Source organism: Pedobacter sp. (genome assembly GCF_035317785.1).
GTDB lineage: Bacteria > Bacteroidota > Bacteroidia > Sphingobacteriales > Sphingobacteriaceae > Pedobacter.
Genome location: NZ_DATHGC010000006.1, coordinates 24785 through 39177, shown reverse-complemented (window position 1 = coordinate 39177; position 14393 = coordinate 24785). Strand labels below are relative to the sequence as shown.

Sequence of the window (14393 nt, the reverse complement as noted above, 5' to 3'; positions counted from 1 at the left end):
CTGTCTGTTAACAGCTCCCACGGCAATCACGCCTGGGCGATAAGAAGGGCAAATAGTGGCAGGCAAATTGTCATTTCCGGAAGAAAAAACAACTATACTCCCTTTTCCTCCACGGCCCAAAGTTAATGCATCGTCAATAGCCTCTTCAATAGCAATCATGGGGCCCGGATTGTCATATATGCCCCATGAATTACTGAGAACGTCAGCGCCCCCTTCATCCCAGGCCCAGTTTATAGCGTCAGCAATATCCTGTTCTGATACCCCTGGTTTGAATATGTTAACCGGAATGATTTTGGCCAGAGGAGCAATTCCTGCTATGCCAATATTGTTATCCCTGGTAGCAGCAATTATCCCAGCACAAGCCTGGCCGTGGCCGATCGGATCACCATAAACATCGACAATACCAAAGGGTGCGCCGTATTCGGTAGGATAACCAGGTGTAAATCCCTGCAAAACTCGGCCAGCAAGATCTTCATGTGCCTCCACACCATCATCGATAACCGCAACTTTAATATTTGTGTTGATACCGTAGGGAGTTGTTCCTAAATTTATATCAATTCCAGCGACTCCACCACCACTTCCGTTATTCAGCAGATAATATTGAGATGAGAATAGAGGATCACTGCTTGATTTTCTAACAGTAGCTAAAAAATTCGGATAGGAATATTTCACCTTGCCAGATTCCTGCAATCCGTTTGCTATATCGAGCAGGGAAGCCTGGCCGTCAAGCCGTAATAAATACCATCCACGCTTCTTGGCTTTAACCAGTTTCAACTTACCCGCAGATTCCTTGATGATTTGATCAATTGTCACACCAGGCTTTAGTTTGACGGCAATTTCTCCAGTAGGCACAACCCGCTTTCCGGTCATACTTTTAAAGACATTTTGTGCGATGGCTTTTCCGCTTAAAGCGGTAATCACTGATTTAGATTTCTTTTCTACAAGAAAGTACCCGGAATTCAAACGGGTTACGGCAGGTCCGATTCCTTTTGTTCTAAGGCTACTAAGCATTTTGCTCGAATCCGAATCAAGGAATATGACTGCTGTAGAGTCCTCGGTTAATGGAATTTTTTCATCTCCGGCATAATAAAACAATCTGCCTCCCTCTGGCCTGAGGCCTGACTGGGTTTTAGGCTTAAAATCCTTGTCGCTAAGTTCTTCTGTTTTTTGACAGGATTGCACCAAGAGCATTGCGGCTATGAGATAGCCATAATAGATTTTTTTCATAATGATTTATAAGGGGTTAATTAATTAATAATTCATTAGACAGGAAAAGCGACGCGCCCATTCTATTTCGATAAAACAGGGCAAGCAAACGAAGTATGTAAGGTGAGCTATAAAGGGGTTGAGCGCGTACGAGAAGAGTTAAAATGTTAGAGATGATTAGTCTGTTAACATAAAGATAGTCAAATGGTTGAAATTGCAAAATTAAATATTAACGGGCTTAAGATTTACCCATAAGCTATTTCACTCCACCAAAAAAACAGCATTCAAAAACATATGCTTCCCGTTCTCCCAAAAAGACCTGAAAAGAATGTCACTGCCCAGGTACACCACACTTCCCTTCCCCAATTTCTGAACGCCAAACAACATGCCGTTGTTGAGCCGTTTCAATACAGATTTGCCCGCTATACCGGAAACATAGCTGTCTGACTTCAGCGTCCCGACACTCCATTCGCTGCCCAGCGGCTCATAGATCTTGTCATCGGTCTTTAACGCATAATAATAACTACCCAGTCCCGCAGCCAGCGGATGGCTCTGATCCAGATCAACCTTAAATATTGCCCCCGGAATGGTATTGGAAAGATCATCCTGATTACGCTCACCGTATTTACGTGCTGGTTTTGACTTAGAGTTATCTTTTATGACCTCCTTTATTTTAATCTCGTAAGGCTTCGTGCCTGTGAAGCCCGAAATTGCATTTTCAAACAGGATCAGTTTCCCGCCCTTGCTTATCCAGCTCTCCAGCTTCATCGGCAACTCCTCCTCATAAGTGCCATCAGGAATGATCAATACATTTATTTTATTGATATCCAGATTGTCCAGATTTTGAACATTAACCATCGTCACCGGACAATTGAGTTCCTGCTCAAAAAAATGCCAGATTTCACCAACTCCCTGAGATGAGGTAGCGTACCCGGCCAAAACCGCGATTTTCGGAACACTCAATACCCGGTACACAGAAGAACCAAAATCTTTGCCTTTGTCCACATATCCGCTGGCAACCAGGTCGCTGGTCACATTCAGTTCCTTCACCACACGGTCGATCTTTCCGGCCAGGCCCTTCACGGTCTTTTCATTTTCAGCCCTGTACACCAGCAGCGTTCCTGAAGAAAAGCTGCGCGGCCCAACCGTAAAACCTTCCTCAGCCACCCTGACCTTTACCCCCGTCTTCTGCAAAGCCAGCAATACCCGGGCATCTTCTGCTGAACCCCAGTTAAAGATCCAGGCATAAGGTTTATCAGACAGCAATGCGGGTATGTTCCTTTCCTCAGGCGCACCATACATTCCTTTCAGCGCTTCTTTTGACGCATAACTCTTTAAGCCATATACATAAGGCAGAGACCAGGCCGTAATGTCATAAGTATTCGAATCACGAATTTCCGTTTGCGGCTCAAACAGCACATTGGCCAATACCGCCGCCGGCTGCTGCAGATTTACAATCAGGTCGTTCCGCTCTATTTTAAAACCCTCTGTTTTTTTGTTTTCATAATTGAAGCCCCGCGCGTTTCTTTCTCCGCCAAAGGCATATTCAATCCCGTTCTTTTTTAAGAATGCTGCCAGCCGTTTGACCCTGTTCAGGTTCTGCGCCTTTACCACATAAGCCTTATAAATACCCGGAGGCGAACTGACTGACCGTTCAAAATACAACTTAAACTCAGCTACCAGTTTGTCTGCATTTTTACTTACCGTTTCCAGTGTCGCCAAACCCGTGGTGTAATGATGGTCAATCCGGTCTTTGAGCGTAAGCGTATCTCCATCAATAGTAATGACGGCCAGACCGGCACCAATTCCCCCCTGCTCATAGGTCATACCCACAGCACCATTATATAAAGGATACGTATCGCCATAAGAAGGGTAGAGCAAATCAAACCGCTCCTTGGTGAAATACTGCCAGCCCTGCTCATCAAAATATTTCGCATTATTTTTTCCTGCCGTGATCTGAAACGCCCTTTGCCATGGAGTGACGTCCACATGAATGGGTTCTGCCGCCGGGGCAAAGTAATAAGGCTCATTGTAGTTTTGCTCATGGAAATCTACATGGACTTCCGGCATCCACTGGCGGTAGAGCTTCAACCTTTGCTGGGTTTCCAGCTGTGTTTGCCAGGCCCAGTCGCGGTTCAGGTCAAAATAATAATGATTGGACCTGCCACCCGGCCAGGGTTCATGATGCTCCCTCGCCATAGGATTCAAATTAGGCTTCCTGCCGCTCACCCCGTTAAAATAATTGAGGTACCGTTCCCTGCCGTCCGGATTCAGGCAGGGGTCGATAATCACGACCGTGTTTTTCAGCCAGCCCTGGATTTCTTTTGTCTTGCCCTCACTGAGCGAAAACAAAGTCTTCATCGCCGTTTCACTGGAGCTGGCTTCGTTGCCGTGCACATTATAACTCAGCCACAATATAGCAGGCTGACTCCCCGGCTTCAGATCCGGTTTCCCGGCCTTGCTCAGGCCCAGGTTATTTTCCCTGATCTGTTCCAGCCTGTCCATATTCTCCTTTGAAGAGACAACCGCTACCAGCAATTCTCTGCCCTCATAGCTTTTGCCATAGCTGATCAGCTTTATATTCTTGTCCCTGTCCGCTATATATTTAAAATAGTCCACAACCTTATCCGTCGCCGTAAACCTGCTGCCCAGCTGATAACCCAGAAAATCATCCGGGGATTTAACCTGAGCATCCGCAGCATTCCGAATGCCGCCGGCTATGACCAATAAGAAAATCAAAAACCATTTCATATCAAAGATTAATGTACAAAATACTGAAGATAATTTTTTGTTTATCTTTCATCAGGATATATTTGCTGACATGTTAATCGCTGTCGCCAGGTTAACCGCCGTCATTGCGAGGCACGAAGCAATCTCCGTGCTATTAAGATTGCTTCGTGCCTCGCAATGACGAATTTAGATTACCAATACTTTCCCACATGAGCAGAATCGATTCCTTATATCAGCAGTTCTTAAAGTATCCGTCTATTTCTACAGATACCCGTAACATCGGCCCGGACTCCATCTTTTTTGCCCTGAAGGGCGAGAACTTTGACGCCAATACCTTTGCCGAAAAAGCACTGACCAGCGGGGCAGTCTACGCCGTTATCGACAATATCGCTTACAAGACCAGTGACCAGTGTATCCTTGTTCCCGACGTGCTGACCACCCTGCAGGATCTGGCCAGGCACCACCGTGCACAGTTAAACATTCCCGTGATCGGACTGACCGGCACCAACGGTAAAACCACCACCAAAGAACTGATCAAAACTGTACTCTCAGAAAAATATAAAACTTTTGCCACCAAAGGGAATTTAAATAACCACATCGGTGTCCCCTTATCGGTATTGTCCATTACCAAAGACACCGAAATCGCGGTGATCGAAATGGGTGCAAACCATCAAAAAGAGATTGAATTTTTGTGCGGCATTGCCCGACCCACACACGGTCTGATCACCAATGTCGGCATGGCGCACCTGGAAGGCTTTGGCGGGTTTGAAGGCGTAAAAAAAGGCAAAGCTGAACTATATGGCTGGCTAAAACAACACCATGGCTTCGCGTTCATCCACCGCGACAACCCATACCTGCTGGAAATGAGCGCCGCTGCCAGTCTTAATAAAGTCATCTATTACGGTTCTGAATCTGCAGACTTAGTATACGGCACCTTATTAAAAACAGATCCTTTAATTGAACTGTCCTGGAGCACCCCGAAAGGCACACATTCAGCCTCTGTTAATTTAACAGGCTCCTATAATTTTGAAAACGCAATGGCCGCCATTTGTATCGGGCAGTTCTTTGAACTCAGCCCTGAGCAGATCAACACTGGTCTTGCCGCATACCAGCCCAAAAACAACCGTTCCCAGCTTACAAAAACCGAAAAGAACACCGTGATCTGCGACTTTTACAATGCCAATCCCAGCAGCATGTCCGCGGCACTTAAAAACATTTCACTCCTAAGCTCCACGCACAAAACTGTAATTATCGGTGATATGTTTGAATTGGGCGATGAGTCTGCGGTACAGCACGACCTGATTGCCGGCGAGGCCGCAGCACTCCAGGTCGATGAACTGATCCTGATCGGCAAACATTTCTATGCATTAAAAAATAAATATAAAGGGAAATTCTTTAATCAACCGGAAGAAGCCGGAATGTATCTCCAGGCAAACCCCATAAGGAACAGCCTGATACTGCTCAAAGGATCAAGAGGAATGGCACTTGAAAAACTACTTCCGCTGCTCTAAACTGACCACTTTAATCCCCGCGTCACTGATCTCCTTCAGTGGATTGTCACGCATGTTTTGTTCAATTGCAAGCTCATATTTACCCGCCGCCGGAAACCTGTAATTGGTCAGCAGCGGCATCACATAAGTATATAAATTTCCCGAACCCGAACCATTCCATTGCCCGTCAGGCTGGGCCAGTTTATACTCATAACGCCGGGTCTGTTTCTTTTGCCCGCCGCCCTTAATCTCAAAAAGCACAAAAATATTGGCGTATTTGTAGTCATTGGTATGACGAAGTTTAAAGTAGATACTGACCGGTTTGGCGGCATCTTTGATCTCAATGACCGTCGTCACTTTATTTGCATAATTCCAGTTGCGTGCAGGCATAGACCTATTGCTGTCCACAATCGTATTGGCATCGCAGCCGCTAAGCAGCGTGACCAATATCCCGCAAAAGAAAATTAAAGCACGAAAATTATTCATCCTTAGGCTTATCCTTGTTTTTTTTCCTGCGGTTTTTATTCCTGTTCCTGCTGGCAGAAGATCCACCCGCACCCGGTTGCTGCGCCGTCCCTGCCATTTCGCCTTCGGCTAAAGGTCCACTGGGTTGTACGACTTCTTTTCCTGGCCCTTCGGGTCTGTTTTTAGGTTGCCGGGCCGGTCTGCCCTGCTGAACACCCGGTGCTGGTTTTCCCTGCGGATTTCCCGGCTTGCCTTGCGGAGCCTGTCCGCCTGCTTTGGCCTGCTGTGGCTTTTGCTGTCCTCTTTCAGACCTGCCGCTGTTATTCCTGTCGTTACTGCCGCCTTTATTCCGGTTATTTTTATTCTTGTTACGGTTCTTATCGTCGAGCCTGGTCAAACTGTCCTGGCCAACTACATTCTCATAATCCGGTGTTTTTTCAACTATCGTTACCGGTGTCAGCTCTGTGGCTTCCTCTTTCAGGCTAACCGGTTTCTGACCACGCTTGTTCATCGCCATAATCTCTTTCACCCGGTCAACTTTCAGCGGGATCCAGTCCTCAGTATTCGGATAAGCAAACCACATCACTTTTTTGAAGATGTCTGTTTTCTGGTGACGGGCCACGCCAATCTCCGTCTGCAAACTGTCTATGCGGTCAGGAATATCCTTGAGCGCATCCAGGTAAGTATCCAGCTCATAATTCAGGCAGCACTTCAGTTTTCCGCATTGCCCGGCCAGCTTCAGTGTATTCAGCGAAAGGTTCTGATACCTTGCCGCCGCAGTGGAAACCGTTTTAAAATTGGTTAGCCAGGTAGAGCAGCACAATTCGCGCCCGCACGACCCGATACCACCCAGCCTGCCGGCTTCCTGGCGCATACCGATCTGGCGCATCTCGATCCTGATGCGGAAGGTCTCCGCCATTTTCTTGATCAGTTCCCTGAAATCCACACGCCCTTCGGCGGTATAAAAGAAAGTCGCCTTGGTTTTATCTCCCTGGTAATCAACATCGCTGATCTTCATAGAAAGTCGCAGGTCCAGAGCCAGGGTACGTGCCCTGTGCATGGTTTCCCATTCCAGTCCCTTGGCAATTTTCCATTTCTCCACATCGACCTCTGTTGCCTTGCGGTATACCTTTCGGGTCACCTGGTCAAGCGGGGTCTTTCTGCGCTTCATCTGCATCCGTACCAGTTCCCCGGTCAGCGATACATGGCCGATATCGTATCCGCCCGTAGGGCCTTCAACCGCAATCAGCTCGCCTATTTCCAGATAGATGTTGTCATTGTTCAGGAAAAACTCTTTCCTTGCACCTTTAAATTTAACTTCTATGACCTGAAAAGGCTTATAATTAGATGGCATGTCCAAATTAGACAACCAATCGTGAACATCCATTTTTCCGCAGCCGCCGGTAAGGCATGAGCCATTACTTTTGCATCCTGCGGGGGCGCAACCGCCTCCTGTAGAACAACTTCCACATCCCATAATTAATTGTATATATGTTGAGTCCCTTTCGGGAACGTTTTAAACTTGATTATTTTTACCAGTTGTAAAGATACATCTAAAAACAGAATTTTCGGGTTCGCATTTCTTTCTACGTGATAATGAGCGGTTTCCAGTTCTGAAATGATCGCTTCTGCCATGGTTAATGACAAGACGTGTGCCGAAAGCTTTTTCGCCGTGTCCATCGCACTCAGGGGTAATTTCACCAATTCATCAGCCCCGCTGATCAGCAAAGCACATTCCCGCAAAAAGCTGATGCCGTACCTTAAAAAATTCTTTTGATTTTCCCTTCCCCAGCCTGCGATCTGATCTACAAATACCGTCATATCCAGCACTCTGTTGCCATAGCCCATCCTCAGCCACTCGGCAAAATGATCTGCGTTTTCATTGTGTGTAGTCACGACCAGCTGCTTTGCCTCTATCAGATTCCCGTCTGCCAGGAAACTGTATTCCGTCGCCTGGTTTTCAGAAAGGCCCTGCGTTTCCATCAGGTAGCTTTCCACCACCGCATGAGGCAGCTTGGGAATTTTAACGATCTGTGTCCGCGACAAGAGGGTAGACAGGATCTGTTCCTGGTTATTGGCGACCAGCAGGAACAGGGTGTTCTGTGGTGGTTCTTCAATGATCTTGAGCAAAGAGTTCCCCTCTTTATCCAGGTATTCGGGCAGCCACATGATCAGCACTTTGGTCTCTGCTTCAAAGGCTTTGTAGCTTAGTTTTTTGATGATGTCATGACACTCCGCAATATTGATGTTGGCCTGTTTGTTCTCTGCGCTCAATTTTGACCTCCAGATGTCCATGTCGAAGTAGGGGTCTTCAAGCAGCATGCTCCGCCATTCGTCCAGCACATCAACGGCTGTCTTTACATCTTTTGAAGCAAAAAAAGGATAAGAAAAATGCAGATCAGGGTGGATATACCGGCCGTATTTCCGGCAGGAAGAGCATTCTCCGCAGCTGTCGTCAGCTTTTTTATCCAGACAATTGATATATTGCGCATAGGCAATGGCCATAGGCAAAGCGCCGCTGCCATCACAGGAAAGGAACAGCTGGGCATGGCTTACCCTGTTCTCTGCTACGGTCTGAACCAGCTGCCGCTTAATCTCGTCTTGTCCTATAATGTCTTTAAATTGCATTTGGTGCAAAGTAATAAATTTTAAGTAATATTTGCATTCCGCTCCTATTGCTATACCTTCCATTTGATATTACCCTGCCTTTTACAGGAGTAGTACCTGCGTTTACACTGAGTACGCCATGAGTACGGGGTGAGTCCGCCATGAGTCCGCCTTTTTCCTAGAGAAAAGGTGGACTCACCGTGCACTCAGGGTGCACTCACCCTGCACTCAGTATGAGCGCATGTACTACGCAGGAAGAACCCGGGGTACACCCAAAGGCTACGAAAAAGGTATCGATTACGTTTACTATCTTTGGGGCTTTACAATTAGCCTCCGGGAACTTCCGGAGCCAATATGGAATATGCCGAGAATATTAGCCTTTGATTACGGAACCAAAAGAATCGGCATGGCGGTAACGGACCCGCTTCAGATCATTGCGACCGGACTTGATACCATACATCCGAAAGATATTGTCGAATATCTGAAAAAATATTTGATAGCAGAACCTGTTGAGGCTTTTGTTTTTGGAGATCCTAAGCAAATGGACGGTTCTCCGTCGGAAACGGCACAGCATGTAAAAGGTTTTGCGAAGACTTTAAGACGGACTTTCCCGGATATCCCGCAATATTGGATCGATGAGCGCTTTACTTCTAAATTAGCACATCAGACCATTATGCAGAGCGGTTTAAAAAAGCAGGACCGGAAGAATAAGGAAAGGGTGGATACAATTTCGGCCACCATCATATTGCAATATTTTATGGAACAGCCCCGTTAGAGAGAACATGAGCCTGATTAATGACGACATGCAGCAGTTGCTGCTCAACTACTGTGAATCTGAAAGTGCCCTGCTGCAGAAAATAGACCGGGAAACCCACCTCAAGGTGTTGATGCCCCGGATGCTGTCCGGTCATTACCAGGGCCGTGTGCTCAGTTTGCTCAGTAAAATGATCAGCCCTGCAAGAATACTGGAGATCGGAACTTTTACAGGATATGCAACCTTATGCCTGGCTGAAGGCCTTGGTGCTGAGGGCATTATATATACGCTGGACATCAATGAGGAACTGGAAGAGCGGGTGCGGGGCTATTTTGCCGAATCGGGTGATGATGAAAAGATCAGGTACATCATCGGCGACGCTGCTCAAACGGTGAATACGCTCAATGAAATCTTTGACCTGGTGTTTATTGATGCCGACAAGAAAAACAACGGCACGTATTACGACCTTATTTTTGACAGGGTAAGGTCCGGCGGTCTCATTATTGTGGACAATGTGCTCTGGAGCGGTAAAGTTCTCCACGCCAATCCGGACAAAGACACAAAAAATATTACTAATTTTAACGACAAGATAGCGGCTGACGACCGCGTAGAAAAACTCATCCTGCCGGTGCGGGATGGTTTGTTTATCATCAGAAAAAAATAATTCTTAATGAACCAAAGAACCTCCACCCTGTTTAGTCAGATCATTGCCATAGGCCTGCTCATGGTATTTTTTTCTGCCTGCAAATCGAGGCAGTACAGCCGCAACAACAAGAAAATTGAAAAGGAGGCAACCAGGTCAAATCCTGACTTTAAGTCGCATACAACGGTTACTTATATTGAAGACTTTAAAGGAGTGGCGATTGAGGAGATGAACAAGTACGGAATTCCGGCCAGCATTACCCTGGCACAGGGGATCATCGAATCGGGGAGCGGCAACAGCAGCCTGGCCAAGTTTGCCAACAATCATTTTGGCATTAAGTGTACGTCTGACTGGAAGGGCAAGGGCTATTTTAAGGATGATGATAAAAAAGACGATTGCTTCAGGGTATACAAAGATGCGCGTGAATCGTACCGGGACCACTCTGAGTTTTTAAAGCGGAAACGTTACAGCGCATTGTTTGAGCTGGATAAAAATGACTATAAAAACTGGGCGCTGGGGCTGAAGGCCGCTGGTTATGCGACAAACCCAAGGTATCCGGATATGCTGATCAATATCATTGATAAATATAAATTGTACCAATATGATCAGCCGGAAACAGAGACGGAAAAAATGAACCGGGAAGACAAGGTGTTCACGGAGATCAATGCAAATATTCCGCAGGAAAAGAAAAAATTTACGCCGGTGGAAACACCGCCTTCTAAACAGGTGCTGAAGACACCGGACACCCTGAAGATCTCTGCTCCTGTGGTCAATGATGATATTCCTCCGGCGCCGGTATATGTACCTTCGTCCAGGGCGAAGTCTGCGGTTAAACCGGCAGCGGTAGCGCCGGTCAAAACTCCGGCAGCGCAAGGAGATACAACACAGGGAGATTCAGTATCGGTTATCAGGCCGGTAGCGCAGGACAGCACGCCGGTAACTGCGCCGGTGACAACCGTAACCTTGCCGATACCTGCCGATAAAAGCTATACTGTACAAAAAGGGGATACGCTATATAACATTTCCAGACGCTTTAACGTCGCTGTCGATGAAATCAAGGCTTTGAACAGTTTGAATGACGCCGGGATTAAAATAGGGCAAAAACTGGTGCTGGCTAAATAGACGTTAAATAATGTTAACGTTTGACTGCACATATCGTTATCTTGTAGTTTTGTATTTCCAATGAGATTTTATAACCTGCTGTTGCTCCTTTGCTTTTTTGCTTTGCATGCTGCTGCCCAAAATGGCACGTTGCAGGGTTTTGTGGTGGACAAGGACACCAAACTGCGCCTGGCGAAAGTTTACATCTACAATGCCACCAAAGATGAGGGCATCTACAACACGCCTAAGGGGGAGTTTACGATCAAAGCTGCTGTTGGCGATACGTTATTTGCTGTGCTTCAGGGATATGCTGTAGATACATTGGTGCATAAAGGGCAGAAAGCGGTTTATTTTCAGTTGAAATCCCTGGGCATTAATTTAAAGGAGGTTTCTATCCTCGGCAAAAAACTGACGCCCCTGGAACGGTATACGGAAGCCCAGAAGGAATACAAGTACAAACTGGACAAAGGTAAGGCCAAAGATCTGCTCAACCTGGGAACGAGCGGGGTCGGGCTGGGTATTGATGCCATTTACAATTTATTGAGCCGGGAGGGCAAGAATGCCCGTCATCTTCAAAAAATGCTGGAACGCGACTACAGAGAGGCCATTATTGATTACAGGTACAATCCCGATTATGTAAAAAGGGTGCTGCAGATCAGCGAAACGGAAGCTGATGATTTTATGCACCAGTACCGCCCTACTTATGATTTTATTCTGAGTGCCTCGGATTATGATTTTGTGGTATTCCTGAGAAACAGTTATGCCAGCTATAAGCGTAATCCGGCAGCGTTCAGGCTCCAGCCTTTGCCTAAGATCAAGATTGAAGAATTTTAGTGGTTTTGTAATTTGTTGGCATTAAACTTTTAATAAGTCAGTTTTTTGTTTTTCTTTGTAGGAATGAAGAGTTTTAATATCTGCCTATTATTATCTTTTATCAGTGTATCGTCCTTGTTTGCGCAGGAGATCGATACCATCCCTATAGAAACCAAAGGACTGGAGATCAAACTAAAACGCAGTCCGCTGCCTGTAAGGGTGGGCGCGCTGACGTTTAAGCCCATTAAAATTGCCCCGGTGGTAGTAGATGAAAAAGTGAATTACTGGAAAACAGCCACTCAAATTGGTATTGATGTAAATCAGGGCGCTTTTTCGAAGAACTGGCGCGCAGGTGGTGTAAATTCTCTTGCTGTGGGTGGATTATTAAACTATAAAACCGCTTACAGTAAAGAAAGCTACAGCTTTACCAGCGAGGTAAGGCTGGAATACGGTAAGGTTAAAAATAAAGATCAATTGCAAAAGAAAACCCGTGACCGGATTTTCTGGGATAATAAGGGTGGCTTACAGCTTTCCAAAAGCTGGTATTTCTTTGGATCGGTAACCTTTGAGTCTCAATTTGACAGAGGTTATTTTTATTATAGAGACCCGGCAGAGAACAATGTGGAAAAGGGGGACCTGATCTCAAAGTTCATGGCACCTGGCTATCTTACAGAATCTATCGGTTTTGAATACAAGCCTGTTCCTTATTTTTCCACCAGAATAGGTACGGGTACAGCCAAGCAAACGTTCATGCTGGATACCGCAGTGATCAACCTGACAAGAAATCCGGGTAACTTTGGATTGAGGCCGCGCCAGGGAACCAGACCGCCTCAGACATTCAGAAATGAGCTCGCTTTCCAGGTCACCAGTACGTTCGGAGAAAAACAGATCTTTACCAATGTGTTTTTGTATGCCCGTTACAACATGTTTATTCCATATGACAGGAAACTGGAGCATGTAGATCATCGTTTGGACCTCACGCTGAAATCAAAGATCAACAAGTTTATGAACGTGACAATAAACGGTGTTGGCTTGTTTGATAAAGATTCTGATCCGGAAGTTCAGGCAAGTCAGAACCTTTCTCTGGGATTTGGCTTTACTTTTCCGAGATAATACAATCCGGGAGGGTACAGCATCAAAATCGATTACACAATTATTACCTTTTGATTCCGCCAAAATTAATAACTTTGGGGTCTCATATATATTGACCAATAAGCAGTAAAAAAAGATGTTTGAAAATTTACAGGATAAACTAGACCGTGCATTTAAAGTTTTAAAAGGACAAGGAAGCATTACTGAGATCAACGTGGCCGAAACCATGAAGGAAATCCGTAAGGCTTTGCTGGATGCCGATGTAAATTATAAAACAGCCAAGACCTTTACGGATGATGTGAAGGAAAAGGCCCTGGGCTTAAATGTGCTTACCGCGGTTTCGCCGGGTCAGTTGCTGACCAAGGTGATGAATGATGAGCTTGCTGCGCTGATGGGCGGCGAGGTGACGGAGCTGGATCTAAAGAACAATCCTACGATCATATTGATTGCGGGTCTGAACGGTGCGGGTAAAACTACTTTTACCGGTAAGCTGGCAAATTTCCTGAAAGCCAGGGGCAAAAAACCTTTGTTGGTTGCCGGTGACGTTTACCGCCCTGCAGCGATAGACCAGCTGCAGATCCTGGGTGAGCAGATCGGGGTCCCGGTATATGCCAACAAGGAGTCTAAAGATCCGGTGGGCATTGCGCTGGAAGGGATTGCACAGGCAAAAAAAGACAGCAATAATGTCATCATTATAGATACGGCCGGCCGTCTGGCGATAGATGAGCAGATGATGGACGAGATTGCTGCTGTAAAGGCAAACACCAAGCCGCATGAGATCCTCTTTGTGGTGGATGCCATGACCGGACAGGATGCGGTGAATACGGCTAAAGCATTTAATGACAGGCTGGACTTTACGGGTGTGGTACTGACCAAACTGGATGGTGATACCCGTGGTGGTGCAGCGCTGTCGATCAAGTCTGTAGTCAACAAGCCCATCAAATTCATTGGTACCGGTGAAAAGATGGAGGCTCTTGATGTGTTCTATCCGGAAAGGATGGCTTCACGTATTTTGGGTATGGGTGATGTGGTTTCACTGGTGGAGCGTGCGCAGCAGCAATTTGACGAAAAAGAGGCTGCTGAACTTCAGAAAAAGATCCGCAAAAACAAGTTTGATTTCAACGATTTCTACAACCAGATCCAGCAGATCAAGAAAATGGGTAACATGAAAGACCTGATGGGCATGATCCCTGGTGTTGGGAAAATGATGAAGAATGTGGAGATTGAGGATGATGCTTTCAAGGGCATTGAGGCCATCATTCAGTCCATGACCACATTTGAGAAAGAAAACCCGGACAGCATTGTTCAAAGCAGAAAGTTAAGGATCTCAAAAGGCTCAGGCACTTCTATTGAGGAGGTGACCAAGCTGATCAAGCAGTTTGAGGACATGCGCAAGGTGATGAAGCAGTTCTCTAATCCTGCGGCAGCAGCTAAAATGATGAAAAACATGCCGAAAATGCCTCAGGGCAGGATGTAGTCTTTTTTGTTAAAA

Annotated in this window: 12 protein-coding genes; 7 read left to right on the top strand and 5 right to left on the bottom strand. The window is 46.2% G+C overall.

The features are described 5' to 3' along the window. A partial coding sequence (locus tag VK541_RS00910) for a S8 family serine peptidase (RefSeq protein ID WP_324365978.1) occupies window positions 1-1227 on the bottom strand: 1227 nt, incomplete at its 3' end. A 240-nt stretch (window positions 1228-1467) separates the two neighbouring features. Next, window positions 1468-3957, bottom strand: a complete 2490-nt coding sequence (locus tag VK541_RS00905) for a M14 metallopeptidase family protein (RefSeq protein WP_324365976.1) — start codon at window positions 3955-3957, stop codon at window positions 1468-1470. Window positions 3958-4145: 188 nt separating this feature from the next. On the opposite strand from VK541_RS00905, the gene VK541_RS00900 reads away from it, so the two are divergent. Next, window positions 4146-5447, top strand: a complete 1302-nt coding sequence (locus tag VK541_RS00900; RefSeq protein ID WP_324365974.1) for a UDP-N-acetylmuramoyl-tripeptide--D-alanyl-D-alanine ligase — start codon at window positions 4146-4148, stop codon at window positions 5445-5447. Here the strand turns inward: VK541_RS00900 and VK541_RS00895 are convergent. The 3 genes from VK541_RS00895 to VK541_RS00885 are packed head-to-tail and all read right to left on the bottom strand — an operon-like array spanning window position 5430 to window position 8519. Beyond that, a complete protein-coding gene (locus tag VK541_RS00895) occupies window positions 5430-5912 on the bottom strand; it encodes a gliding motility lipoprotein GldH (RefSeq protein WP_324365972.1) in 483 nt (160 codons plus the stop codon). The two genes, VK541_RS00900 and VK541_RS00895, sit on opposite strands and share 18 nt — an antisense overlap. Beyond that, complete coding sequence (ricT, locus tag VK541_RS00890; protein WP_324365970.1) at window positions 5905-7368, bottom strand: regulatory iron-sulfur-containing complex subunit RicT; 1464 nt, start codon at window positions 7366-7368, stop codon at window positions 5905-5907. The genes VK541_RS00895 and ricT overlap by 8 nt, the downstream gene beginning before the upstream one ends. Before the next feature lie 2 nt (window positions 7369-7370). Next, window positions 7371-8519, bottom strand: a complete 1149-nt coding sequence (locus tag VK541_RS00885) for a hypothetical protein (protein WP_324365968.1) — start codon at window positions 8517-8519, stop codon at window positions 7371-7373. A 340-nt stretch (window positions 8520-8859) separates the two neighbouring features. On the opposite strand from VK541_RS00885, the gene ruvX reads away from it, so the two are divergent. The 6 genes from ruvX (at window position 8860) to ffh (ending at window position 14378) form a co-directional block, all read left to right on the top strand. Further along, window positions 8860-9273, top strand: coding sequence for a Holliday junction resolvase RuvX (gene ruvX / locus VK541_RS00880; RefSeq protein WP_324365982.1), 414 nt, complete (start codon window positions 8860-8862; stop codon window positions 9271-9273). Between the two features lie 7 nt (window positions 9274-9280). After that, window positions 9281-9916 (top strand): O-methyltransferase, encoded by a 636-nt coding sequence (locus VK541_RS00875; protein WP_324365966.1) that lies wholly within the window; start codon window positions 9281-9283, stop codon window positions 9914-9916. Between the two features lie 6 nt (window positions 9917-9922). Then, the gene (locus VK541_RS00870; RefSeq protein WP_324365964.1) at window positions 9923-11017 is read left to right on the top strand and encodes a glucosaminidase domain-containing protein; all 1095 of its coding nucleotides are present in this window, start codon (window positions 9923-9925) and stop codon (window positions 11015-11017) included. Between the two features lie 60 nt (window positions 11018-11077). Continuing rightward, the gene (locus VK541_RS00865; RefSeq protein ID WP_324365962.1) at window positions 11078-11830 is read left to right on the top strand and encodes a hypothetical protein; all 753 of its coding nucleotides are present in this window, start codon (window positions 11078-11080) and stop codon (window positions 11828-11830) included. A 63-nt stretch (window positions 11831-11893) separates the two neighbouring features. Then, window positions 11894-12922 carry a DUF3078 domain-containing protein gene (locus tag VK541_RS00860; RefSeq protein WP_324365960.1) on the top strand — a complete coding sequence of 343 codons (1029 nt, stop codon included), beginning with the start codon at window positions 11894-11896 and terminating at the stop codon, window positions 12920-12922. A gap of 115 nt (window positions 12923-13037) precedes the next feature. Further along, complete coding sequence (ffh, locus tag VK541_RS00855) at window positions 13038-14378, top strand: signal recognition particle protein (protein WP_324365958.1); 1341 nt, start codon at window positions 13038-13040, stop codon at window positions 14376-14378. Window positions 14379-14393 lie beyond the last annotated feature (15 nt).